Below are 23,212 nucleotides of genomic sequence, written 5' to 3'. Positions count from 1 at the left end.
GGGTTGGCGCCCCTGCGACGATAGGAAGCAGCACGATCCCTTGACACATCGATGCGCCGAGACATCGCGCGAACTACGTAGTTCGAGCAGCCAGCAGCAGAGGATGTCGTCGCCGCGCGGATCATCCGGCCGGTTCCGCGGCCTTCTCGATCCGAAACAGAATGCCGCGCTCGGTGCGATCGACGCTCTCGACCCGATCCCCGGTCTGCCGCACCAGATTCGGGATGTCGATCACCGCGAGCGGATCGGTACAGCACACTTCGAGCCGCTCTCCCGCCTTGAGCGTCTGCAGCGCCTTCCGGGTCTTCAGCACCGGCAATGGGCACTTCAGGCCCGTCAGATCCAGCCTCGTCATCATCATGCGCGCGACCATGGAGAAGCGGTTCCGGCACGTCAACCCGGGTCGCATCATCCCATGGAACCCGGAACTGGGTTCCATGAATGCCAGAAGATGCGGGTGCGAACTCGCGAGTTCCATCATGGAACACCAGGTTTGTCGCCCAGCGCGAGAACGTCCGCCCGCGGCATCGCCAGATATTGGACGAGTGCCGCGACCGCCGGGATATCGTCGAGATGAGCGCGCGGCAACGCCGTCTCGGCATCGCCGTCGCTGACGAGCCCGACAATGCCCGGATCGTCGGGAAACATCAGCGGCTTGCCATTGGCTGCGCGATGCACCTCGATGCGGCGATGCGGGCCGGCCTTGTAGCCTTCGATGACGACCAGATCGACGGGAGACAATCTCGCCAGCAGCTCCGCGAGGGCCGGCTCCCTTGCGCCTCGCAGCTCGTGCATCAGCGCCCAGCGCGTGCCCGACGCGACGAGAACCTCCTCGGCCCCGGCCTCGCGATGCCGCCACGAATCCTTGCCCGGGACGTCGACGTCGAACTTGTGATGGGCGTGCTTGATCACCGAGACGCGCAGTCCCTGCCCCCTGAGATGAGGAATCAGCCGCGTCAGCAGCGTGGTCTTGCCGGCGCCGCTCCAGCCGGCGAGGCCGATGACTTTCATCGCAGTCTCCAGAAAGGCCCCGGCGCTTTTGCACAGCCAGGAGCGCGGGATCGATCGATGGCCCGAAGGCCCCGTGGAACGCCATATCCACTCTTGGCGATGTCATGCCAGCAGCCGCGCGGACCAGGCAAGGGCTCGTCGGGGAGGGGCATGCCGGTACGGCCGCCGCGCAGGCGCAAATGGTGGATCGCGCGCGGGCCGACGCTGACGCCCTGGCAGCAGTCGTGGTAACGAGCCCGCGATGACAGCCATGACCTCGACTTCGATCCCCGGCGTGCTGCTCGCCGGCGGTCGCGCGCAGCGGATGGGCGGCGGCGACAAGCCGTTGCGCATGGTCGACGGCCGCACCATCCTGGAGCGCGTGATCGCGCGGCTGGCGCCGCAGTGCAGCCGGCTGATCCTAAATGCCAACGGCGACCCCGCGCGCTTCGCGGGCAACGGCCTGGCCGTCGTGCCGGATGGCGTCGCCGGCTTCCCGGGCCCGCTCGCCGGCATTCTCGCCGGGCTCGACTGGGTTGCGGCGCATATGCCGGAGGCACGGTGGATGCTGAGCGCCGCCGGCGACTGCCCCTTCCTGCCGCGCGATCTGGTCGCGCGGCTGGCCGCAGCGCGGGCGGCGGAGCAGGCCGAACTGGCGGTGGCGGCGTCCGGCGGACAGACCCATCCAGTGATCGGGCTGTGGCCGGTCGGGCTGCGCGAGGATCTCCGGCACGCCCTGGTCGCGGAGGACATCCGGAAGGTCACCCGCTTCACGGCGCGCTACAAGGTCGCGACCGTGAGCTGGCCGTCGGTTCCGCTGGATCCGTTCTTCAATGCCAATACCGCGCTCGACCTCGCCGAGGCGGAGCGGCTCGCGGCTCTCGATGATTGAGGACGCCTGATGGACGCGACAACCATCGTTCGCCGCGCCGTGCTTGTCGTTGCCGCGCTCAATCTCGGCTATTTCGGCATCGAGTTCGCCGTGGCGCTGGCGATCGGCTCGGTGTCGCTGTTTGCCGACAGCGTCGACTTTCTGGAGGATGCCTCGGTCAACATCCTGATTGCGCTGGCGCTGCGCTGGAGCGCGCCGCAGCGGGCGCTGCTCGGCAAGGCGCTGGCGCTGATCCTGCTGGCGCCCGCGGTCGCCGGACTGTGGACCGCCGGCGAGAAGTTCTTCACGCCGATCGCACCCGCACCGCTGCCGCTCACCGTGACCGGCCTCGGCGCGCTGATCGTCAATCTCGGCTGCGCGTTGATCCTGGCGCGGGTCAGGGACCACCAGGGCAGCCTCACCCGCGCCGCCTTCCTGTCCGCACGCAACGACGCCTTCGCCAACATCGCGATCATCGCGGTCGGTCTCGTGACCGCCTTTGTGTGGCCCTCGATCTGGCCGGACCTGATCGTGGGTGTCGGTATCGCGCTCATGAATGCGGACGCCGCGCGCGAGGTGTGGGAGGCTGCGCACGAGGAGCAAAAGACCGCCAAGGCCTGAACGGCCGAGCATCCCGCGCGCGTGCGCGACGACCTCACTCCTTGCGGCATTGCAGCGCACAGGACCGCTCCACCGCTCCGCCGTCCGGCATGATTGACGGCCGCCCTGGATTGATTGCAGATAGGCGGACCGGCCGGCAGAGCCGGAACAAACAACGGCGTCACGCCGGTACCGGTGGAGGACTGATTGCAACTCAGCTATTTGAAGCGGGCGGCGTGGGCCGCAGCCGCGCTGCTGGTCACGACCGCCGCGCAGGCCGAAATCTCCGACAACGTCGTCAAGATCGGCGTGCTCAGCGACATGAACGGCCCGGCCTCGACGCCGACCGGACAAGGATCCGTCACCGCGGCGCAGATGGCGGTCGATGATTTCGGCGGCAAGGTGCTGGACAAGCCGATCAGCGTCATCGTCGGCGATCATCAGCTCAAGCCCGACATCGGCGCTGCGATCGCGCGCCGCTGGTACGACACCGAGCAGGTCGATCTCATCGTCGACGTGCCGGTCTCCGCGGTGGGCCTCGCCGTGCAGACCATCGCCACCGAGAAGAAGAAGCTGTTCATCACCCAGTCGACCGGTGCCGCCGATTTCCACGGCAAGTTCTGCTCGCCCTACGCGATGCAATGGGTGTTCGACACCCGCGCGCTCGCCACCGGCACGGCGAAGGAGGTCGTCAAGCGCGGCGGCGACAGCTGGTTCTTCATCACCGACGACTACGCCTTCGGCCATTCGCTGGAGCGCGACGCCTCGAGCGTCGTCACCGCCAATGGCGGCAAGGTCGTCGGCGCGGTGCGGCCGCCATTCGCGACGCCCGATCTGTCGTCCTTCATCCTGCAGGCGCAGGCCTCCAAGGCCAAGATCATCGGCATCGCCGCCGGCCCGCCCAACAACATGAACGAGATCAAGACCGCATCCGAGTTCGGCCTGCTCAAGGGCGGACAGCAGATGGCGGCGCTGCTCGCGCTGGTCACCGACATTCATTCACTCGGCCTGCCGGCCGCGCAAGGGCTCCTGCTCACCACCTCGTTCTACTGGGACATGGACGACAAGACGCGCGAATGGTCGAAGCGCTATTTCGCCAAGATGAACCGGATGCCGACGATGTGGCAGGCCGGCGTCTATTCCGCCGTCATGCACTATCTCAACGCCGTCAAGGCGGCGGGCAGCGACGATCCGCTCGCGGTCGCCGCGAAGATGCGTGAGACGCCGGTCGAGGACTTCTTCGCCCGCAACGGCAAGCTGCGCGCCGACAATCTGATGGTGCATGATCTCGTGCTGGCGCAGGTCAAATCGCCGGAGGAGAGCAAATATCCCTGGGACTACTACAAGATCCTCGCGACCATCAAAGGCGATGACGCGTTCGGCCCGCCCGATCCCGCGTGTCCGCTGATCAAGAAGTGACGGCGCCCTGAACGATCGGCGGCCGGGGCGACCGGGCCGCCGCATGCGAGCTGAACGACAACAATCAATGGGGGAAGACGGGCATGAAGCTGGCGCGCGCGCTGCTGTTCGGGCTGATCGTCGCGGCGGGACTCGCCGCCAAACCGGGACCGGCGCTCGCCGCCTATCCGGACCGTCCCATCCGCTGGCTGATCGGCTTCGCCCCCGGCGGGCCGGTCGACATCGTCGCCCGCATCATGGCGCAGTGGCTGTCCGACCACCTGGGCCAGCAGGTCGTGGTCGAGAACCGCACCGGCTCGGGCGGCAACATCGCGGCCGCGGCCGCGATCAACTCCCCGCCCGACGGCTACACGCTGCTGTTCGTCGCGCCCAACAACGCGATCAGCACCTCGCTCTACAAGAAGCTGCCTTATGACTTCATCCGCGACACCGTGCCGGTCGCCAGCATCATGCAGCTCACCAACATGCTGGTGGTGAGCAACGACGTGCCGGCCAAGACCGTCAAGGAGTTCATCGACTACTGCAAGGCCAACCCGGGCAAGATCGCCTTCGCCTCCTCGGGCAACGGCACCTCGGTGCACATGGCGGCCGAGCTGTTCAAGGCGATGACCAAATGCGACATGCTGCATGTGCCCTATCGCGGCTCGGCGCTGGCCTTTCCCGACATCATCTCCAACAAGGTGCAGTTGATCTTCGACAACCTCCCGACGGCGCTGGAACAGTCGCGCGGCGGCAGCGTCCGCGCGCTCGGCGTCACCTCGCCGCAGCGCTGGCCGACGGTGCCGGACGTGCCCGCGATCGCCGAGACCGTGCCCGGCTACGAATCGGTCGGCTTCTACGGCATCTCGGCGCCCAAGGGCACGCCGCCCGAGATCATCGAGATCCTCAACAAGGCCGTCGGCGAGGCGCTGAAGGACCCCAAGCTGGTGGCGCGGCTCACCGAGACCGGCGGCATCCCGCGCGCGATGACACCGGCGGAGTTCGGCAAGCTGGTCGTCGACGAGACCGAGAAGTGGCGCAAGGTGGTGGAATTCGCCGGGGTTTCGGTGGACTAGCGTCGCGGCGGGCCTGGACGGGACCGTGCGACGGAGCCGCGCCAAAACAATCGGGCAGCGGCATTGCCGGATGGCTGGCCAGGCTGTAAACGGAGCCCGAGCCGTCGTTGGGGTTCCGATGCCGCGCCGGACAGGCCCGCTCCTGCCCGCCGCCGGCAAGACCTCAGCGTCGCGGGGGCCTGTAGCTCAATGGTTAGAGCCGACCGCTCATAACGGTCTGGTTGCAGGTTCGAGTCCTGCCGGGCCCACCAATGAGCTCAAGAGTTACGGCTTACGCGCCAAGTGTTTTTCGAAGTGAACCACCGTTTCGACCACCGATAGGTTCTGCTTGCGATCCTTCGAGGCATTCGCGGCCGCGGCCTCGCGCACGTAATCCGCGAGATGATGGCCGAAGGTGTCGAGCAGCACCTTGACCGACATTCCGAGAAAGCCTGCGGCCTGCCACGAACCCCGCGCCGCTGCATAAGCCACGTCGCCGCCGTGTGGCGCGGCGCGAGCGCCAAGAGCGGGCTCTGCGCCCAATCCCCACCTGCATCTGCGAGCCGCGTAGCATCTCGACACGTCGAACAGGACGCAGTCGTGGGCGGCACCCGGCGGCGCACCTGGCCCAAGACCGCCTCGTATGTTCCCGCACATTGACCTGCGATCCCCTGAACGATCAGCGTAGCGAATACTGCACTGTTGCCTCAAGAAGCTGGCAGAGCGGGATTCTTGTTACCGGCAACAGAAACACCGTGCAGCGGCGCGTATTTTGAGGCGAAATCCGAGCAGAGCTTGTTTTGATACTCGGCAGGTAAGGACGCAAGCACTGATGCAGCCGCCACCGCCCTTGCATCGTCCTTTGACTTCACGGTGAAGTAGGAGATCATTCGATGAAGTGTCAGAAAAATCGAGAAAAAGTTCCGTGTGTTGACGTAGAAGCAATGATTGCTTTCGAGCTTTGTGCCCGGCCGGTCCTGCCAATGCCGCTGCACGATTGCGGTCCCCGCATCGAAATCGGTAACGGCAAAATTGCCGTAGCCGAGCCGAGTAAATAGCGGACGATTGCTGAGAAACTTGGTGAGGTCGAGCTGCTGTCCGCGCACAGCCCCGATCAACAGCATCTGATCCGCGACAGGAATGTTCTCACGGATCTGAAATCCTTTCGACAGTTCGAGCGCGCAGACTACGTAGCGCGGAAGGCGGGTCGTTTCCATCGCCCTTCCCTGTGCGGCCGGCGTGCACAGATCCTGCCTGACGAGTTGGGAGAGATGAGCAAGCGCGCCGGATACCCCGACCGCCTTTCCCTTCAGAAGCAAAGGAGCCGGGTCCTTCTCACGCAACGAGACTCCAATATCCAGCAGGCCGTCAAACTCATCGTCTGCGGGAAGGTCGATCTCGAGCATGGAAGACCAGCCGAACGGCCAAAGCCACATCGTTGACCGCACTTTCCCTGCGGTGTGCCACACGGCCTCGTTGAGCGTTAAATCGAGATTCCGGGGCCTGCAGCGCAGAGGCCACACAAGATCGCAGGCATCTCCAAACGAGGTTATGGTCCCCGCGATATTGCTGGCGACCGCCTGATAGCGCGGCCAGAAGTGATTCCGGCGCAGGTCGAATTCATCGTTCAGTGGAAGAAGGACAAGGTTCGCGAGCTCAATCTTGGCCCCCTGGCTGCGCATCTCACGATATTCACGAGCGGACCAAAGGAAGTGAACCCGTGGATCAAAATCGGCCGCAACGAACGGCTGCGACCAGAGGTGGACGTCAAAAACACAATAGACAACGCGCGCCATTGTCGATTTCCTCACAAGATCGATTACCTCACAAGCGCAGCATCCCCGGCATCTCGCTTCACCGGTCATCCGCAAACCATTGTCTTCTCGCGCTATGCGCGCTAGTCTCACCGAGCTGTACAGCTGGGCGACTGCCCAAATATGCCGCCAGTGCTTACCGACCAGGCGAGCAAGGCGGCAGCGATCTCCTGGGACCGGCCGCAAGGCCGGTCCTGGCCGGCTGTTCAGGTCAAGGTGAGCGGTTTCATTTGTGCAAGATCCTCGCGCCCGGCGGGCAACCGCGCAGCCTTTTCGTCAAAGTACATCCAGAGAAATTCGGTCGGCTCCAGATTGCCGGCCTTTGATTCCTTGATCGGATCGAACATGGTCGGTTCGACTCCCCATCGGGCTGCTGCTTCAATCGGTTTGACGAACTCATCTTTATCAAACCATTCTTTCAGTTCCGATCGGCACTTCGCATCAGGGGCCTTCAGCTGAAACCAGCCGAGCAGAATCCTGCCACCATTGCTCGCAGGCACGACAAGCGAGCCGAAGTATTGCCTGCCATCCGCGATCATCATAACCGGATCGAATTTGCCCCCGGCCGCACGCACAGCTTTCTGAATTATCGGGCCGACCCCATCGTTTTCTTGGACAATGCGCGCATTGCGCTCCCGAGCGCCGATCCTTGAAATACCTTGCAGGACGGCAGCCAAGACTCCGCCAAGCACAATTGCAGTGCCACACAGCGCGAGAAACGCGATCGCGCTCACGGTTGATCCGATCCCCGCAAAACGCAGCTGCAAGGAAGGAATGAGATACGCCGTCCCAAGGAACAAAAGAGTCGAGATAAAAATGCTGAGTGTAACGGACTCGGTCGCGCCGAGTTCGATTTTTGACTCCTTGGGTGCGAATAGCCGCAAAATCATCAAGAAGAACGTGCCGGGAATGACGTACGACGCGAGGCGGAGCGAAACACCGCCGACGCTCTCAGTCCCAAAAAGGCCGATGCTCATCTTCTTTTCCGCTACCAATGCGCCGGCGGTCGTTCTGCTGTCCTTCACGTTTTGGAGCGAATAACTGACACTGAACGCCAGGTTCTCGTCGCGCTCTTCGATGCTGGAATCGGCTTTGAGGCACATTCTGCTGCGCACCAAAGTCGAACCGGGCTCAACAGTGCCGAGACCGATGGTGTCTTTTACGGCGCATGTGCCGTCTGGCCCGAGGCTTCCGATCCTCAAAAACGGAGGACCAAACAAGCTAAGACCCGCGTCAATGATCCTGGCTTCGGTGGCATTCTCAATCCATATGCCGAAGCTCATCGTCTGGCCGGCGAGGATTTCATTGCGCTCGAGAACAACCGTCAACGCCGGCTTGCTGGGAGCGTCGCCCCACGCCAGGCCGGGAAGCAAGCATGTCGCCAGTTGAAGGACGATGGTCCAAAAAGGCCCATTGAGCCGAGGAATTGGAATAGAGCGCACGTCCCGCTCCCAATGAATTTCGCAGCGAGAGCTGCGCGGCGCGTTGCCGCAGCAAAGCTGATTTCTACCAAGGCTTGCAACAAGCTAGGCTTGCTCTGGGGGCAATGCAAGGCCGCTCGGCGTCCAGCCGGCGAGCCGCTCCCAGGCCTAGGCTTGATCAGGATCAAGCGTTCAAAACGGCGTCACTTCTATTTTGGTCTGATGAAAGCCGTCCTTCTGAGGAGCGATTGATGCCTCACAAGCAGGTGCTGTTTCATTCCGCGGCCCGCGAGAAGATCCTGCGCGGAGCCTCGCTGCTTGCGGACGCAGTGCGGGTGACGCTCGGCCCGAAATCAAAATCAGTACTGATCCAGAAGAGCTGGGGCACCCCGATCGTATGCAACGATGGCGTCACGATCGCCAAGGAATTCGACCTCAAGGATCCGGAGGAGAATCTCGGAGCGCAGGTGCTGCGTCAGGCCGCGGAGAAGACCGGCGATCTCGTTGGCGACGGAACAAGCACCTCCACGATCCTGGCACATGCGATTCTTGCCGATGGCGTCAGGAACGTCGTCGCCGGCGCCAGTGCCATCGATCTGAAACGGGGCCTCGACCGCGCTGCCCGCGCGACGATAGCGGCCCTCCATGCAATGGCGCGACCCGTCAGGACAAAGGCGGAAAGAGCTCAGGTCGCCACCATCTCGGCTCATAATGATCCGTCCATTGGCGCGCTGGTCGCCGATGCGCTCGAGAAAGTCGGAAGCGATGGAGTGATCTCGGTGGAGGAATCCAAGACCATCGAAACGTCGCTCGACGTGGTCGAAGGGATGAAATTCGACCGCGGCTTCCTGTCGCCCTACTTCGTGACCGATGCCGATCGCATGGAAGCGGTTCTCGAAGAGCCGCTCATCCTGTTGTGCGACCACAAGATCAGCGCTCTGCGCGACATTATCCCGCTGCTCGAACAGATCGCAAAATCGGCACAACCGCTCCTGATCATCGCCGAAGACATCGAAGGCGAGGCGTTGGCCACGCTCATCGTTAATCAGCTTCGCGGCGTGCTGAAAGGCTGCGCCGTCAAGGCGCCCGGCTTTGGTGAGCGACGCAAGGCCATGTTGCAGGATATTGCAATCCTCACCGGCGCCCAGGTCGTCTCCGACGATCTTGGTTCGAAGCTTGAAAACGCTACTTTGCAGCAGCTGGGGCATGTCGCCCGTGTGGTTGCCGACAAGGAAAACACCACGCTGATCGGCAGCAAAGGCGAACGCAGCCAGATCGATGCGCGGATGCAACAACTTCGCCGCGAGATCGAGAAAACGACCAGCGAGTACGACAAGGAGAAGCTTGAGGAGCGGCTCGCCAAGCTGTCGGGCGGGGTTGCCGTTATCCGTGTCGGAGCGCCGACTGAAGCCGAGATGAAATCACGAAAAGAGGCGCTCGACGACGCCATCAGTTCGACAAAGGCGGCCGTTGCAGAAGGTATCGTGCCAGGCGGCGGGCTTGCCTTGCTTCGATGCGTCGAAGCCGTCGGCAAGGAGGAAGCACTCTGCGATGGCGACGAAAAGACCGGTGTACAGATCTTGAAGCGCGCGCTCGAGGCCCCCGCTCGCCAAATTGCTGAGAACTCGGCAACGGATGGCGGCGTGGTCGTGGCGCGCATGCTGAGTGGCGTCGGCAATTTCGGGTTTGACGCCGCGCGCAAGCAATATGTCGACCTGGTCGAGGCCGGCATTGTCGATCCCGCGAAGGTCGTTCGGACAGCCCTCGAGAACGCGGTATCGGTTGCCGGCATCCTCCTGCTCACCGAGGCGACGATGACCGAAATCGCGGAGCCAAAGCGCGAACGGCTAGCGGAATCGGAAATGCCGGCGTGACGCTGAGCCATGAAGACGGGGCTGTGCCCCCCGAGCGGAGCAACAACTTTGCGGGACCGGTGAGTGACGGCCGGTCATTGACTGTTGATTCAAGTCAACATGCCGCTTCATCCGACTGAGAGTATGGATTTGGTCCCGGAGGGAGGTCGTCATGATCAAGATCAACGACATTCTCGTCTACATTCCGACCGAGCGGCCACCGCAGCCTGTCGTTTCTGCCGCAGTCTCGTTGGCTGCCCGGTTCGACGCCCATCTCGATGCGATTGCAGTCGGATACATCTCGCCCGGTAGCGCGTATGTGGTCGATGGAGGCGCCGGCGCAGCGGTCGTCGCTTCAGAGATCTTCGAAATGGAGCGGCAGCGCGCCGCCCAACGCAGCGCGGCCGCACTCGCCATTTTCGAGACGGAAGCCCGGAATGCAAACATCTCTCACACAAGCCGCTCGGTCGAGGACCTGCCCGGTGAAGCCGCGTCCGCGCTCGGCGCTGCGGCCAGGCTCTATGAGCTGACGGTGGTCCTGCAGACGGACGCAACACAGGACAGTCACGACAATAGGACTGCGACCGAGATCCTGCTCCAGGCGGGCGGACCCGTCCTGTTCGTGCCGCATATTTTCCGCGGCACTTTCAAGGCCAACCGTATCGGCATCTGCTGGGATGGAAGCCGCCTTGCCGCCCGCGCTTTCAAGGACGCAACACCGTTTCTCTCTCAGGCAGAAGCGCTGGTCACGATTTCGATCAATGAGGCGCAGGTTGCTCCCACCGAGGCTTCAGCGCGAAAATTGACCGAACACATGGCTCGTGCCGGACTTACGACAACGCTGCTTGAGCTCACGGCGGAGCATTCCGAGATTCAGCCGTCCATCCTGTCCCTGGCCGCCGACGAAAGTCTCGACATGCTGGTGATGGGGGCATATGGGCATTCCCGCCTGCAGGAAGGCATTTTCGGCGGCGTCACCCGTGAAATGCTGAAGACAATGACGATCCCGACCCTGCTGTCGCATTGAATCGAGGCCGGCATCCGTGCTCACCGGATCATGACAATGGACGTGATTTCGGTGACGCCGTCGATCCGGGATGCCGCTATTCTGATGTGCCAATCTAGGAGAACGCATCATGGGCGTAACAGGTGTTACCGCGCTGGATCACACCATTCAGGAGACGAATCTCTGGCTCAAGGCGATCGAGGAGCAGCTGGAACTCGGCAGCCGTCAACAGGCCTACAACGCGCTCCGGGCTGTTCTGCATGCGTTGCGCGATCGCGTACCTCCGGAGGTGGCGACCAAGCTTGGCGCCCAGCTGCCGATCCTCCTGCGCGGGATTTACTACGAGAACTGGCATGCGGCGGGAACGCCGACCAAGGAGCGACATGCCAGCGACTTTGCTGATCACGTCGCAATGGAGCTGCCCCAGCAATTTCCCATCGAGCCGCTGAGCGTCATTCGCGGGGTGTTCGAGATCGCGTGGGAGAAGCTCGATCCCGGTGAATTTGAGAAACTGATGCACCATCTGCCGGCGCAGATCCGCGAATTGAAATCATAATCCGGGCATCTGGCCACGTCCGCCGAGCGCCCACCGACGGGAAGCCTTCATACCGGTCCAGCTGCGTGCCGCCAGACCAGTGGCGATGCCGTCAGACCGTCGAATGGACCCACGCAGCCCGACCACGTGAACTTCGATGTGCAGGGATCAACACTTTCCTGGGCAACGAGCATTCATTTCCTGACTGCAAGAACGTAGAGGTAGCTCATGATCGCGTAAACGTCCTCGTCGGAAAATTCAATTTGCGGCATATCCCTGTGCCTCGACACCATGCCTTCCGACAGCTCCGCCTGCAACTCGCGCCGATTGAACCGGGCGTAGATATCGCGCATCGGCGGAGCATTCTCGAGCGGGCTTTCGCCAACCGATCTGATCGCATGACAGCGCCCGCATTTTTCCTGCAGGATGGCCCTGCCTCGTTGCGCTGCCTTGCTGAGGTTCGCGGCGTCCACGTTTGTCGGCCAACACGAGAGCAGCCCGACCAGGAGGCCCAGAGCCCGAACCTTGAAACGCCCTGACATGCGTCCGACTCTCCGCAAGTGATCGGCACCGGCCCGGCTTGACCGATCCGCATACCGTCGCCCGTTGCACGTCATCCAGCACGCGACAGCCAATCACGTGTCCTTCGTCCGCATGAGACGCAGCAACATGACAGCCCTGCACGTTGCTCGAGTGCAAGCGAATTCAATAGCAGACCCGCACGTAGTGCACGTGCCGCCTGTGCCGGACCGCCCGGACATGGCAGTCGCCGTATCCGTACGGTCCCCAAAACGGACCTGGCCCCCAATACGGTGCCGGTGGGTCGTAATAGACTGGCCCCGGATAGCCGTAATAGGGATACGGCCCCCAATAGCCGCCGCTGAGGGCCGCGCCGAACAGTGCGCCGGCAGCCAGGCCGCCGACGATTCCTGCGGCAACGCGCCCGTTGCGAGCGTCGGCCCCCGTGGGTGCAAGCAGCGCGAGGGTCAGGACAGCCGCGGTCGCAACCGTGCCAATCTTCTTCTCGAAGCTCATTTCATTCCTCCTGCGCTGTTACCTAACAGAACGCAACATCGCGTGCGCAACGTTGCGAAGGATCAAACAATGCGGCTAGCGCTTCAGCATCTTCTTCGCCCGCGACAAGGGTTGGGTGTTGATGACGTCCGCTGCTTCGAGCCAGCCTCGGCGCGCCTGATCGACGCCGAAACGCATGTTGGCGAATCCAGCCGTCGAATGTGCGTCCGTCGAGATTGCCAGCTTGACGCCCGCGGACTTGGCGGCATGAGCATGGATATCGTTGAGATCGAGCCGGTCCGGGTCGGCGTTGAGTTCGAGATGACAGCCGCGCTCGCGCGCCGCCGCAATGACGGCTTCCATGTCGATCTCGTAAGGCTCGCGGTCCCCGATCAACCGTCCGGTCGGATGACCGATAATCGAGACATGGCGATTGTCCATCGCCCGGATGATGCGCTCGGTCTGCATCTTGCGCGAGAGCTCGAACTTGTAGTGAACGGAAGCAACGACCAGATCGAGCCGCGACAGGATCTTGTCAGGCAGATCAAGCCGTCCATCCGCCAGAATATCGACTTCAGCACCTTTCAGCACCGTAAAGCCATCCAGCCGGTCGTTCAAACGATCGATCTCGTCGATCTGACGCGACAGACGTCCGGCATCGAGACCATGGGCGACAGTGACGTGTTGGCTATGGTCGGTCAGAGCCATATAGGCATAGCCCCTTGCCTTGGCGGCAGCCGCCATCTCGGCGATCGCGGCGGTGCCGTCGGTCCATTTGGAATGGACGTGCAGGTCGCCTCGAATATCGGACAGCGTAATCAGTTTCGGGAGCTTCTTTGCCTTTGCGAGCGCGATCTCGCCGCGATCCTCGCGCATCTCGGGCGGAATCAGGGGCAGCCGGAGCTTGCCGTAGATCTCCTCCTCGGTTGCTCCGGCGATGCGCCGTTTACCGGCGAAAAGGCCGTATTCGTTCAGCTTCCAGCCGTGGTCGTTAGCGAGTCCGCGCAAGGAGATGTTGTGCGCCTTGGATCCGGTGAAATACATCAGCGCGGCGCCGTAGCTTGCCTCAGGAACAACGCGCAGGTCGACGTGCAGCCCGGAGCGCAGCACCACCGCCGTCCGCGTATCGCCATGAGCAAGCACATCAGCGACATTGTCATATCGAGAGAGTCTCTCGCCGGCGGCGTGGCCGTCACGCGCCACCATCAGGATATCAAGATCGCCGACGGTGTCGCGCCTGCGGCGGTAGCTTCCGGCGACGATCACCCGTCCGTTGCTCGCGTTCGGCCTCAGATGGCTGAGGAGTGCTTCCGCTTCGGCTTCGGCCTCGGATAATCTGAAGCGCCTCTCGGCGCGAGGCTTGGCCAGCGCCGCGGCGAGCTTTTCCTCGCTCTTGGCACCGAAGCCTCGAAGCTCTCTCAGCCGACCCGACTTCACCGCGCGCCTGAGGTCCTCAAGTGACCGCACGCCCAGCTTGTCGTAGAGCAGTTTGACGCGCTTCGGACCCAGGCCCGGGAGCGCCGCAATCTCACCGAGATCGCCGGGCAGTTCACGCTTGAGTTTGTCCAGCACATCGAAATGATGGGTCGCGACGATCGTTTCGATCTTTCCTGCCAGATCCTTGCCGATACCTGGCAGCTCGGAAAGATCCTCGCCCGCCTTCAAGAGGTTGGTGATGCTCTTGGGAAGGCGCTCGATCACCCGCGCAGCATTGCGATAGGCCCGCGAACGAAACGGATTGCCGCCCTTGATCTCGAGAAGTTCGGCGGTCTGGTCGAACATCTCTGCAATTTCGGCATTCTGTACCGGCATCGATGCACCTCCGTCGCTCGACAGGCTAGAGACGGATCGAGCTGTTTCCCTTGATGCAGATCAGAATTCAGGGACGCGAGCCTATCCGGTCGGCGACAGCTGCCAGCTGTTCAAGACGGCTTGAAATCTGCACCGGATAGTGCGCAGCCGACTTGGCGGTTCTCAGCTCCGGCGGCAGTTGATCCAGTTGCCGGCGCGCGTGAGCCCGGATGTCGTGAAGTGAAGGTCGAGAGGCGACAGGGCGTCCGCCGAGCATCACAACTTGGATCAGCGTTTCCCCCTCCTGTTGGTCCTCTTCGGTCGAAAGAATGTCGGCGAGCATACGGCCATCGCTGTCATACCGGCGCCAAACCTGCTTGCGGCCGGGCCAGGTGGCCTTTCCCGGCGAGCGCTTGCGGCGCGGCAAGCCCGCATACTCCTGCAACTTATAGGCACAGTCGAGTGCTGGCGCATCGGACGACGTGACGAGGCCCGTGCCGATGCCGATACCGTCGATCGGCGCCGCGTCCCGAGCGAAGGCAATCAGGGTGCCCTCCTCTATTCCGCCACTGACAAAGATGCCGGTGTCGTGGAGTCCGCCGGCATCCAGAATGCAGCGCACGTTCCTGGCGAGCGCAGACAGATCCCCGCTGTCAATCCGCACGGCGCTGACGGCAATTCCAAGCTCCTTCAATCGGGGCGCCAGCATGACGACCTTCCTCGCGGCCGCCTCGGTGTCATAAGTGTCGATCAGCAGGACGAGATTCTTCGGCCGGGCGCGCGCAAACGCTTCGAATGCTGCAGCTTCGTCATCAAAGGATTGAACGAACGAATGCGCCATGGTTCCATAGGTCGGAATGCCGAATGACTTCTCGGCCAGGAGGGTTGCCGTGCCGGAAAATCCCGCGACATAGCTCGCGCGGGCAGCCAGCAGCCCTGCCTCGGCACCATGGGCGCGACGCAAGCCGAAGTCGATCAGGAGCTTGTCTGGCGCGAGTAAGACCATGCGCGCGGCCTTGGAGGCAATCAGTGTCTGAAAATGCAGGGTGTTGATCAGGCGCGTCTCGACAAGCTGCGCCTCCGGCAAAGGAGCTGTAACCCTAAGGATCGGTTCATTGCCGAAGAACACGGTGCCTTCCGGCATCGCGTGGACCTCGCCGGTGAAGCGGAAATTGGCGAGATAGTCGATCAACGACTTGCTGAACCTGTCAGTTCGCTCAAGCCAGCCGAGTTCGTCTTGCGAGAACCGCATGTTTTGCAGGAAGTCGAGCGCCTGCTCCAGTCCGGCCGCCATCAGGAAGCTGCGCTGCGGCGGCAGCTTGCGTACAAAGAACTCAAACACGGCTGTATCAGTCTGGCCCGATTCAAGATACGCCTCGATCATGGTCATCTGATACAGATCGGTTAGCAGCGCGCTCGGTGACGGGTCCATCGATGTTCCTCGGCGCTCACATGACGTCGGTCATCCTGTCGATTTATGCGCATTTCCTGTTTGACGCCGGTCAAGAGGCGGAAGCAAGTTGCGTCTATCCTTTCTGGTGGAAACGCCGCGGCGTCCCGAGCAAGGCGCGGCAGTTTACGTCCGAGGCACCAGCCATGCCCTATCGCACAAATATCGATCTTCCCCCTCCTGTTCGCGCTCACCTCCCATCGCACGCGCAGGACATTTATCGCGAAGCGTTCAACCACGCCTTTGCCTCCCATGCGGAAGACGAACGGCAGGAGGAGATTGCTCACCGCATAGCCTGGGCGGCGGTGAAGCGATCCTACGTGAAGGTCGGCGACCGCTGGGAACCGCTGCCCCACGATCATTAGACCGCCGGCTCGTCAGGAAGCGGGCATGGATCTGTTTGATGGAAACTGTCTCAAAGTGGCAATCACCTCGTCGTCGCCGACCTGATGAAAGTCGCGATAGAAATAGCCGATCGCGCCAAACTCCTGAGGCTCATGCAGACAGACGACCGCATCGACTTCCGCATGCAATTTCCTGATGGTGTCCAGCGGCGCGACCGGGACCGCAAGCACGAGCTCTTTCGGTTCCTGCTTCCGAACAGCCTTGATGGCAGCAAGGGTGGTTGCGCCTGTCGCAACGCCGTCATCGACGATGATCGCGACCTGCCCCTTGACTTCGGCACGAGCCCGATCGCCCAGATAGCGCTCGCGACGCCGTTCGATCTCAGCACGTTCCTTTTTGCAGACGACCTCAAACTCTTCTGAAGTGACGCCGGACAGCTCGATCACGTCCTGGTTACGAATGGTGGTCATGCCCTCCCCATCCGCGATGGCACCCATTGCGAGCTCCGGCTGCCCCGGCAGCCCGATCTTGCGGACCAGCAGCAGATCGAGTGGCGCATCGAGGGCTGCTGCGACTTCCGCCGCAACCGGCACGCCGCCCCGTGGCAGCGCAAGAACGACCGGGTGCCGCCCCTTGTATTTGAGCAGCGCCTCGGCGAGTTGCCGGCCGGCATCGGTTCGGTTCTGGAACAGCATGGCAGACCTCACGCGGAAGAGGCGCAGGATATGAGCCGGACAGCCACTGCTATTGATCCGTATCAAGCTGCCGACAGCCGCGATTGGCGATAGGCATCATATGCCCGGATGGAAGAATGAACCCTGGGACGATGACGCTGAGAATAACGGCGCGACAGCTCTTGCTCGCAAGGTGGCGTTTCTCAGCCGGCCGGACAGCTATGTCCCGACGCCCGACGCCGTGATCACGCGGGAGACCCACATGTCCTGGGTCTTCATGGTTGACGAGCGCGTCTACAAGCTCAAGAAGCCGGTTCATTTTCCATATCTCGATTTCTCCAGCCTTGAGCGCCGCGCAGACGCCTGCCGCGCTGAGGTTTCGCTGAACCGAAGGCTGGCGCCCGATGTCTATCACGGCGTGGTGCCGCTGACGGCTGCACCGGGTGGCTACGCCATCGGAGGCGGCGGACACATCGTTGATTGGCTCGTCGTCATGCGCCGGCTCGACGAAGGCCAGACGCTCGAAGCCGGGCTTCGCGATCGCAAGGTCTCCCAGGCCCAGATCGATGGCCTGGCCAGTCGTTTGAGCCGCTTCTATTCGCATGCGCGCCGGATCATGATCAATCCGGAGAGCTACATGGTGACCCTGCAACAGGCAGTTCTCGCGGATCGGCGAGGTTTGCTCGAGCCGGCCTTCGACCTGCCCCGCGGCACCATCGAGCGCATTGCCGACCTGCAATGCCGTTTCCTGCGGCGGCGGACCGAGCTGCTGGCGCAGCGGGTGCATCACCGGCACGTCCTTGACGGCCATGGCGATCTGCGGCCGGAACATATCTGGTTGAGCCCTCCCTTCCCCATCATCGATTGCCTGGAGTTCAATGCCTGCTTGCGGACATCGGATGCTCTGGACGAAATTGCCTTTCTGCACTTGGAATGCGCCCGATTGGGAGGACTGTGGGTCGCTGAGAGGCTTCGGCGGCATCTGGCCGTCCAGCTCAATGATGACCCGGCCAGCGGACTGTTCTTGTTCTATCGGATTGGCCGGGCCATGCTGCGCGCCAGGCTATCCATCGCTCATCTCGCCGACGCCCATCCACGGACGCCGGAGAAATGGCCGCGGCTGACGCGCACCTATCTCAAACTTGCCAAGGCGGACGCAGCGCAGCTCGAGCGGCAGCTCATGGCGAGAGCCAGAATTTGAATTGCAGGGATCAATCCTGATACGGAAGCAGCTCCGTCAGCGGCTCGTTGTAGTGCAGCCGACGAATGGTCTCTCCAAGAAGGGGCGCCGCCGAGACGATCTCGAGCTTGTCGCGAACCGCTCCCGCCGGAAGCCTGAACGGCGGCACGCTGTCGGTCGCAATGATGCGGTCGATCGCAGGATCGGCGAGCGTCGTTGCCGCGCCCGGCATGAACAGGCCGTGCGCGACGCAAGCTATCACCTCTTCGGCTCCATGGGCACGGGCCGCCTTCGCCGCCCGCACCAGGGTTCCACCGCTGCTGATGAGATCGTCCACGATCACGCACAGCGAGTTCGCCACCTCCCCGGCGAACAAATCGCCCGAAACGACACCGGAGCTGCGATGCTTCTCCACGAACGCCTTGCCGATCGGACGGCCGAGCGCCTTCCCAAGAACCTCGCGAAGCAGGTCCGCTCGCTTGCCGCCTCCGAGATCCGGCGAAACCACGGCAATCGGCCGATCCGCCGCGATCGCCTTGATCCTGCCGATCAAGAGCGGCGCCGTGCTCAACGCGACCGATGGGCAACGGAACGCGTTCTCGAACGCGGCCTCGTTGTGAACTTCGAGGGTCACCACCGCGTCAACACCGATCGCCTCGAACATGGTCGCAAGATAACGGATCGTGACCGGGTCATTGGCCTTGGTGCGACGATCTTTTCGCGCATAGCACAGATACGGTGTGACCGCCGTCACCCGCGCGGCACCGGCATCCTTCAATGCCCCGACGAGGAACAGCAGCCGGCACAGCTTGTCGTTCGGACTCTCGTCAGGACCGCCATGGAGGCTATGCAGAACGTAGACGTCGCAGCCGGCGACAACCTCCAGCGGCCGCACCTTGTGTTCGCCGTCCTCGAAGCTGCGTTCTTCGACAGCGGCGAGACGGCATCCAAGCGCATGAGCAACTTTTTCGCCAAGCACCTCCGTGCCATGAAGACAGAACAAGCGCAGGCGATCACCAATCATCGGTTACCTCCAACGTCAAACCTGCCCGTCGTCCGCGTCCCCACTCAGCCGCCGAGCTAAGCCCGCAGCCCATGTTTCCCGAGCATTCTGACCGTGCTCGCCTGCGGTCCCTTCTCTCCGATCTCTTCAACGTAGCTGACGCGGGCGCCGGGCACGATGCTTGATCCACCATCAACGACGCTATTGCAGTTGAAATAGACTTCGTGGCCGTCCGCGGCTTCCAGAAAGCCGAACTGGCCGCTTGGATCGATACGCGCAACGGTTCCGATCGGTTGAGGCTCATGCGTCTTGACGTCGCCGCGCATCAGTCGCGCCCGGTCCTGCAGTTGTCGACGCGCGCGTTTGAATGCGTTGTCCACGGCGAAGGTCAAGTCGTCGTACCGTTCATCCAGCTTCGGGGTACGTCCAACGTGGACCTCCCGACCGTCAGGCAGCGCCAGCCGGACGCTCACCAGATATTGACCGCCGGTTTGGTGATGACCGCCCGGACCTTTGACCATGATGCGAGCCGCAGTGATCCGGCCAAAGCGGCTCTCCAGTTCCGCGACATGTTGCTCGACGACAGCCCGGATTTCGGCGGACACGCGGATCCCTTCAAATTCAATTTGAACTGGTGTTTGCATTTCCGGCTCCTCTCCCGTGTCAAACTTATTGGACCACGGGCGCGAGGAGCAGCTTTGAGCAAGATCAACCTGCCTTAAGCAAGAATGTTGCGGCCACAGAACCGCTCAAGCGTGACCACCTGTATTGGCAGGACCGTGTCACCGTCCAAGCTTCCGCCAACGATCGCACTTCTTCCGGATCCGTCAGTGTTTCGCGCAGCACACCGCGGCCAGATGCAATGACGCGCGCCTGGCCGAGGTGATGGCTGCCGATCATGCGGTCCGACGATTGGCTTCGCCGGAGCCCCTCACGCGGACTTGTTCAAGCCGCAGACGCTGTCGGCTCCGCAAAGCCAACCCTCGGGCTCCTCGTCGACCGAGATCGCATCGGTTGCCCCGGCTTCCGGTCGCTTGAAGCCGAGCATCTCGAGAAGCTGGCCGACCGTCAGCTTCTCGTATTTCAGGTTCGCTCCCTTCTGGTTCAGAACCTTGATGTGCTGGGTCGTCATCAGCTTGAAGACGTCCAGCTTGTCTTCGGGCATCTTGATGTCAGACATGACTTGATCCTCTCTCCACCTTGCTACGCACATACGACCAGTTTACGAATCTCGTCGCCAACCTTGGCCACCGAAACGGCATATCGCTTGTCGAAATTGTCGCAGTATTTATCGTTCATGCTTCCAATCTGCTGGTGAGCATGCTGGGCGCACCCGCCGCTACAGATGAGCGCAAAACGGCATGACTGGCATTTTGCCATGCCTTCAAGTTGGCGCCCCTTCCACTGATCGTCTCTGCCATTGAGCACCACCGGCCGCTCTCGATAGCTGCCGACCAGCGAGCGAGCTGCGCCAATGTCTTCCCAACATTTGTAGAGGCCGCCGTCGGGTGCGAAGATGTACATTCCCGCATTGGCCGCACAATAAGAACCGGAGAACCGGAATTCTTCCCGCTTCCGGATCGCGCTCACGATCCGGCCCGCGACGCCCGCATTGAAGCAATCCAGCGACACATTCGTTTTCGGCGCCTGCGCCAGCACGATATCCAATAGCTCGCGATCGGACCGCAGTGTCTTCCGACCATTGGCCTTGTCGTAGATGATGTTTGCATTGAGATCGAAATTCGGATTCTGCAGGAAGCCGCGCGAACCGAACAATTTGTGCAACGGTCTGAGCTCGTGGAAATTGGCGCGGCTGAAATTGAAGCGCACAACGACGCGAACGCCGGGCCGCTCCCTCAGGACCAGATCGATATTGTCCATGATCCTGTCAAAGGTCCCTCCGCCATTGGTCAGGAATCGTTGCTTGTCATGGATCGCCCGCGTGCCATCGACCGAGATGTTGAGTGAATGGATTGCGTCGACCCCGATGACGTCCATGAACCGATCGACGTCATAGCCGTTGGTAACCGCCGAGAAGCGGAAGCCTCGCGAGCTGCCGAGCTCGACGGCGCGTTCGATGACCGGAAGATTGGAAACCCACAACGGCTCTCCGCCGAACAAGGTGATGTTCCTGGACCATTGTTTGGTCTCCGACTGCTCGATCAGATCATCGATGCCGGCAAACACCGCATCGACATCGTCTCGCGACATGCTCACCTTGTCGCCGTGGCCCATGAAACAAGCGCCCGAGTCGGCACCAGGTCGATCGCTGGTCGCACGATCGATCTGCGAAAGCGGGTTTGGTCGGCGATCGATGTCGTTCTGCAGCTCCCGCTCAAAACAGTAACTGCAGCGGAAATTGCAGTCAAAGGTTGGCGCGATAACGAAATGTAGTTGCCGGCGACGTGCCTGCAGGGATCTGGAGATCTCCACCACCGCCTCTCGCTCCTCCAAGGGGGTAAGGCTCGTGATGAAGCCGCGCAGCCATAAGGCATCAAACTCGTCCTGATATCTCTGACGTATCAGGTCGAGCGAGCCTCTCTCGGTCAACGACTCGAACAGATCCTGCGAAACGAGGACCATGCCCCCGGTGTAGCCATGCAGGCCGAATACCGCGCCGTCCACAGGCGTCCAGATGCAGTACTTGCTCACGCGCAAATCCGGACACGGCATCATGTGCCTCCCATTCGGCTGAAGCTGATCGCATTGGCGTAGTTGTGATTCTTGAGGTTCTCCCAGCGAATGCTGCCCTCGCCCACGGGATATGGATCATTGATCAGAAAATAGTGCTCAGTTCCCGTCACATTTCCGGTGAGAGACGATACGAAGGAATATTGCTTCCAGCCGCGGCAGACACGCGCATGGCCCGGGAGACCGCTCTTGAACGGAATGAATTTCTGCAACGCGTCGAGGGCGTGATCGAAACTCGGAGCTTGATCAAAGGTCGGCGCCAATCGCCCTCCCGCAAAAAACTGATACGCCGAGACTTGGGCTTTGTTGGTGGCGCCCTTGGGGCCAGGCTTCATCTGTTCGGCAATTTGCTCGGGTGTCGCCGTGAATCCGAAATACGCCAGGATCATCTGCGCGGATGCGACCGCGCAATAGACAGGCGTAATCTGCGCAAAGAGAGGAACCGGCAGGATCGAGGATGCGATCGCCGGCGGCGTCGCAGCAAAGTAGGCCTGCAGCGTCTTATAGTCGGAATCGTCAAACTTGATGTCCGGCAGATCACCGCTTTCCGGCAGAATCCCAGACACGATGCTGCGAATCATTTCTCGCTCGCTCTGGCCACGTAGCGGCTCTGGCTCCGACACGTCGAGAAAACCGAGCTTCTGAGAGTCCAAGATCGAGTGGGGAATGAGCCCGTCGATGCTATCCAGCAAATCGACCGGCGGCGGACTCGGAGCGAGATCGGTCTGCGTGAGAACCGATCGATCATAGTAGTCGACGATGAACGATGCGGGGTGACCATCCTTGACGTAGGAAACGCGAACGCCGATCTTTGCGTACGAATATGCGACGAAGGAATGGCTGACGAGGGTTGCGTCCGGCGCGATCTTGTTCATCGCTTCCGTCGCGATCTTGAGTGCGTTCGTGTCGGACAGCTGCCGCGACGGCGGCTCGAATGCCCAGGCTGCGGATTGCAGCCTCGTGTCCGCCGTGCACCTGATGACGCCGACGAGTAGAGCCTGTTGATAGAAGCTGAAATCATAGAATGCCGGCGTGCCGGTCAGATCAAAAATAATGATCGGGTTTGGATCGAGGTCCGAGCCGAAAAACCGCGCCATTTGTCGATCGGCGATATCCGGAGCGCTTTTCGAAGCGGCGTGGAACATCGCAACCGAGCGTGCCTGCTCAACTGGAATGGTCGCCATCTCGCCTCCCCCGCCGTCCAACCGCTCGGGTATTTGAAATCACAAGTAGAATGTATGATTTGATTCAAATCAAAATAGAGTCGTCATTTCCTTGCGCTCTCGATGGCCGTTTCAGATTCGCCTCATGGCGGACGCGACCGGATGGGTCGACAATCCATCATGCCACGCAGATCCTCCGGCGAGACACGATCTCACGCTCCCGTGGCGCGCAACGCCCAGGTGATGCATTCGTCATGTCGCCCTGAAACGAGAGGGCGCGGGGAAGGCCGGACCTCGGCTGAGGCCCGTGGCCCGCCTGCTCAAAAGAATGCAGGCGGCAGGTACCACAGGTACAGCC

At 61.9% G+C, this 23,212-nt stretch carries 24 protein-coding genes and 1 tRNA gene; 10 read left to right on the top strand and 15 right to left on the bottom strand.

Annotation, left to right across the window (positions count from 1 at the left end):
• Positions 1–121 precede the first annotated feature (121 nt).
• Together QX128_RS28980 and mobB are read right to left on the bottom strand one after the other, a co-directional pair.
• Entirely contained in the window at positions 122–361 is a 240-nt protein-coding gene (locus QX128_RS28980; RefSeq protein WP_315805442.1) for a sulfurtransferase TusA family protein, read from the bottom strand.
• 116 nt (positions 362–477) lie between these two features.
• A complete protein-coding gene (gene mobB, locus QX128_RS28975) occupies positions 478–1,011 on the bottom strand; it encodes a molybdopterin-guanine dinucleotide biosynthesis protein B (RefSeq protein ID WP_316177702.1) in 534 nt (177 codons plus the stop codon).
• A gap of 241 nt (positions 1,012–1,252) precedes the next feature.
• On the opposite strand from mobB, the gene mobA reads away from it, so the two are divergent.
• From mobA to QX128_RS28950, 5 genes are all read left to right on the top strand, one after another.
• Complete coding sequence (mobA, locus tag QX128_RS28970; RefSeq protein WP_316239215.1) at positions 1,253–1,882, top strand: molybdenum cofactor guanylyltransferase MobA; 630 nt, start codon at positions 1,253–1,255, stop codon at positions 1,880–1,882.
• 9 nt (positions 1,883–1,891) lie between these two features.
• Positions 1,892–2,482 carry a cation transporter gene (locus QX128_RS28965; protein ID WP_316177697.1) on the top strand — a complete coding sequence of 197 codons (591 nt, stop codon included), beginning with the start codon at positions 1,892–1,894 and terminating at the stop codon, positions 2,480–2,482.
• 186 nt (positions 2,483–2,668) lie between these two features.
• The gene (locus QX128_RS28960; RefSeq protein ID WP_316239214.1) at positions 2,669–3,880 is read left to right on the top strand and encodes an ABC transporter substrate-binding protein; all 1,212 of its coding nucleotides are present in this window, start codon (positions 2,669–2,671) and stop codon (positions 3,878–3,880) included.
• 83 nt (positions 3,881–3,963) lie between these two features.
• Positions 3,964–4,935, top strand: a complete 972-nt coding sequence (locus QX128_RS28955; RefSeq protein ID WP_316177694.1) for a tripartite tricarboxylate transporter substrate binding protein — start codon at positions 3,964–3,966, stop codon at positions 4,933–4,935.
• A 175-nt stretch (positions 4,936–5,110) separates the two neighbouring features.
• Positions 5,111–5,186, top strand: a tRNA-Ile gene (locus tag QX128_RS28950).
• A 13-nt stretch (positions 5,187–5,199) separates the two neighbouring features.
• Here QX128_RS28950 and QX128_RS28945 read toward each other — a convergent pair.
• The 3 genes from QX128_RS28945 to QX128_RS28935 all read right to left on the bottom strand — a co-directional run bounded on the left by QX128_RS28945 (position 5,200) and on the right by QX128_RS28935 (position 8,170).
• Positions 5,200–5,406 (bottom strand): hypothetical protein, encoded by a 207-nt coding sequence (locus tag QX128_RS28945; protein WP_410053192.1) that lies wholly within the window; start codon positions 5,404–5,406, stop codon positions 5,200–5,202.
• Positions 5,407–5,621: 215 nt separating this feature from the next.
• The gene (locus QX128_RS28940; protein WP_316239213.1) at positions 5,622–6,710 is read right to left on the bottom strand and encodes a hypothetical protein; all 1,089 of its coding nucleotides are present in this window, start codon (positions 6,708–6,710) and stop codon (positions 5,622–5,624) included.
• 224 nt (positions 6,711–6,934) lie between these two features.
• Positions 6,935–8,170 carry a hypothetical protein gene (locus tag QX128_RS28935; RefSeq protein WP_316177690.1) on the bottom strand — a complete coding sequence of 412 codons (1,236 nt, stop codon included), beginning with the start codon at positions 8,168–8,170 and terminating at the stop codon, positions 6,935–6,937.
• 230 nt (positions 8,171–8,400) lie between these two features.
• On the opposite strand from QX128_RS28935, the gene groL reads away from it, so the two are divergent.
• From groL to QX128_RS28920, 3 genes are all read left to right on the top strand, one after another.
• Positions 8,401–10,023, top strand: coding sequence for a chaperonin GroEL (groL, locus tag QX128_RS28930; RefSeq protein WP_316239212.1), 1,623 nt, complete (start codon positions 8,401–8,403; stop codon positions 10,021–10,023).
• A gap of 151 nt (positions 10,024–10,174) precedes the next feature.
• Complete coding sequence (locus tag QX128_RS28925; protein WP_316239211.1) at positions 10,175–11,029, top strand: universal stress protein; 855 nt, start codon at positions 10,175–10,177, stop codon at positions 11,027–11,029.
• 109 nt (positions 11,030–11,138) lie between these two features.
• Positions 11,139–11,564 carry a DUF2267 domain-containing protein gene (locus tag QX128_RS28920; protein WP_315805378.1) on the top strand — a complete coding sequence of 142 codons (426 nt, stop codon included), beginning with the start codon at positions 11,139–11,141 and terminating at the stop codon, positions 11,562–11,564.
• A gap of 173 nt (positions 11,565–11,737) precedes the next feature.
• Here the strand turns inward: QX128_RS28920 and QX128_RS28915 are convergent, their stop codons facing one another.
• From QX128_RS28915 to QX128_RS28900, 4 genes are all read right to left on the bottom strand, one after another.
• The gene (locus tag QX128_RS28915) at positions 11,738–12,085 is read right to left on the bottom strand and encodes a cytochrome c (protein WP_315805377.1); all 348 of its coding nucleotides are present in this window, start codon (positions 12,083–12,085) and stop codon (positions 11,738–11,740) included.
• 163 nt (positions 12,086–12,248) lie between these two features.
• Entirely contained in the window at positions 12,249–12,578 is a 330-nt protein-coding gene (locus tag QX128_RS28910) for a hypothetical protein (protein WP_315805376.1), read from the bottom strand.
• Between the two features lie 75 nt (positions 12,579–12,653).
• Positions 12,654–14,369 (bottom strand): DNA polymerase/3'-5' exonuclease PolX, encoded by a 1,716-nt coding sequence (polX, locus tag QX128_RS28905; RefSeq protein ID WP_315805375.1) that lies wholly within the window; start codon positions 14,367–14,369, stop codon positions 12,654–12,656.
• A gap of 67 nt (positions 14,370–14,436) precedes the next feature.
• On the bottom strand, positions 14,437–15,780 hold the full coding sequence (locus tag QX128_RS28900; protein WP_315805374.1) for a nicotinate phosphoribosyltransferase: 1,344 nt from the start codon (positions 15,778–15,780) through the stop codon (positions 14,437–14,439).
• 20 nt (positions 15,781–15,800) lie between these two features.
• Here QX128_RS28900 and QX128_RS33265 point away from each other — a divergent pair, with 20 nt between their 5' ends.
• A complete protein-coding gene (locus QX128_RS33265) occupies positions 15,801–16,163 on the top strand; it encodes a ChaB family protein (protein WP_409997988.1) in 363 nt (120 codons plus the stop codon).
• 12 nt (positions 16,164–16,175) lie between these two features.
• Here QX128_RS33265 and QX128_RS28890 read toward each other — a convergent pair whose 3' ends face one another.
• Entirely contained in the window at positions 16,176–16,838 is a 663-nt protein-coding gene (locus tag QX128_RS28890) for a phosphoribosyltransferase (RefSeq protein WP_316217679.1), read from the bottom strand.
• A gap of 52 nt (positions 16,839–16,890) precedes the next feature.
• Here QX128_RS28890 and QX128_RS28885 point away from each other — a divergent pair, with 52 nt between their 5' ends.
• Positions 16,891–18,018 (top strand): hypothetical protein, encoded by a 1,128-nt coding sequence (locus QX128_RS28885; protein ID WP_316239210.1) that lies wholly within the window; start codon positions 16,891–16,893, stop codon positions 18,016–18,018.
• A 10-nt stretch (positions 18,019–18,028) separates the two neighbouring features.
• Here QX128_RS28885 and QX128_RS28880 read toward each other — a convergent pair whose 3' ends face one another.
• The 5 genes from QX128_RS28880 to QX128_RS28860 form a co-directional block, all read right to left on the bottom strand.
• Complete coding sequence (locus QX128_RS28880; protein ID WP_316239209.1) at positions 18,029–19,021, bottom strand: ribose-phosphate diphosphokinase; 993 nt, start codon at positions 19,019–19,021, stop codon at positions 18,029–18,031.
• Positions 19,022–19,077: 56 nt separating this feature from the next.
• Complete coding sequence (locus tag QX128_RS28875) at positions 19,078–19,644, bottom strand: HPF/RaiA family ribosome-associated protein (RefSeq protein WP_316239208.1); 567 nt, start codon at positions 19,642–19,644, stop codon at positions 19,078–19,080.
• A 287-nt stretch (positions 19,645–19,931) separates the two neighbouring features.
• Positions 19,932–20,180, bottom strand: a complete 249-nt coding sequence (locus tag QX128_RS28870; protein ID WP_316239207.1) for a hypothetical protein — start codon at positions 20,178–20,180, stop codon at positions 19,932–19,934.
• A 23-nt stretch (positions 20,181–20,203) separates the two neighbouring features.
• Positions 20,204–21,652, bottom strand: a complete 1,449-nt coding sequence (locus QX128_RS28865; protein ID WP_316239206.1) for a radical SAM/SPASM domain-containing protein — start codon at positions 21,650–21,652, stop codon at positions 20,204–20,206.
• A 20-nt stretch (positions 21,653–21,672) separates the two neighbouring features.
• A complete protein-coding gene (locus QX128_RS28860; RefSeq protein ID WP_315805367.1) occupies positions 21,673–22,875 on the bottom strand; it encodes a C39 family peptidase in 1,203 nt (400 codons plus the stop codon).
• Positions 22,876–23,212: the final 337 nt, after the last annotated feature.

Origin of the sequence: Bradyrhizobium sp. SZCCHNR1015, assembly GCF_032489875.1 — a bacterium.
In the GTDB taxonomy this organism is placed as follows: domain Bacteria; phylum Pseudomonadota; class Alphaproteobacteria; order Rhizobiales; family Xanthobacteraceae; genus Bradyrhizobium.
Note: the sequence above shows the minus strand (reverse complement) of the source record. Positions and strands in the feature narration are given on the sequence as shown.

Coding starts and splice junctions, on each gene's coding strand:
- QX128_RS28980 (WP_315805442.1), bottom strand. CDS start 361: ATGATGATGACGAGGCTGGATCTGACGGGCCTGAAGTGCCCATTGCCG.
- mobB (WP_316177702.1), bottom strand. CDS start 1,011: ATGAAAGTCATCGGCCTCGCCGGCTGGAGCGGCGCCGGCAAGACCACG.
- mobA (WP_316239215.1), top strand. CDS start 1,253: ATGACAGCCATGACCTCGACTTCGATCCCCGGCGTGCTGCTCGCCGGC.
- QX128_RS28965 (WP_316177697.1), top strand. CDS start 1,892: ATGGACGCGACAACCATCGTTCGCCGCGCCGTGCTTGTCGTTGCCGCG.
- QX128_RS28955 (WP_316177694.1), top strand. CDS start 3,964: ATGAAGCTGGCGCGCGCGCTGCTGTTCGGGCTGATCGTCGCGGCGGGA.
- QX128_RS28940 (WP_316239213.1), bottom strand. CDS start 6,710: ATGGCGCGCGTTGTCTATTGTGTTTTTGACGTCCACCTCTGGTCGCAG.
- groL (WP_316239212.1), top strand. CDS start 8,401: ATGCCTCACAAGCAGGTGCTGTTTCATTCCGCGGCCCGCGAGAAGATC.
- QX128_RS28925 (WP_316239211.1), top strand. CDS start 10,175: ATGATCAAGATCAACGACATTCTCGTCTACATTCCGACCGAGCGGCCA.
- QX128_RS28920 (WP_315805378.1), top strand. CDS start 11,139: ATGGGCGTAACAGGTGTTACCGCGCTGGATCACACCATTCAGGAGACG.
- QX128_RS28915 (WP_315805377.1), bottom strand. CDS start 12,085: ATGTCAGGGCGTTTCAAGGTTCGGGCTCTGGGCCTCCTGGTCGGGCTG.
- QX128_RS28910 (WP_315805376.1), bottom strand. CDS start 12,578: ATGAGCTTCGAGAAGAAGATTGGCACGGTTGCGACCGCGGCTGTCCTG.
- polX (WP_315805375.1), bottom strand. CDS start 14,369: ATGCCGGTACAGAATGCCGAAATTGCAGAGATGTTCGACCAGACCGCC.
- QX128_RS28900 (WP_315805374.1), bottom strand. CDS start 15,780: ATGGACCCGTCACCGAGCGCGCTGCTAACCGATCTGTATCAGATGACC.
- QX128_RS33265 (WP_409997988.1), top strand. CDS start 15,801: ATGACGTCGGTCATCCTGTCGATTTATGCGCATTTCCTGTTTGACGCC.
- QX128_RS28890 (WP_316217679.1), bottom strand. CDS start 16,838: ATGCTGTTCCAGAACCGAACCGATGCCGGCCGGCAACTCGCCGAGGCG.
- QX128_RS28880 (WP_316239209.1), bottom strand. CDS start 19,021: ATGATTGGTGATCGCCTGCGCTTGTTCTGTCTTCATGGCACGGAGGTG.
- QX128_RS28875 (WP_316239208.1), bottom strand. CDS start 19,644: ATGCAAACACCAGTTCAAATTGAATTTGAAGGGATCCGCGTGTCCGCC.
- QX128_RS28870 (WP_316239207.1), bottom strand. CDS start 20,180: ATGTCTGACATCAAGATGCCCGAAGACAAGCTGGACGTCTTCAAGCTG.
- QX128_RS28860 (WP_315805367.1), bottom strand. CDS start 22,875: ATGGCGACCATTCCAGTTGAGCAGGCACGCTCGGTTGCGATGTTCCAC.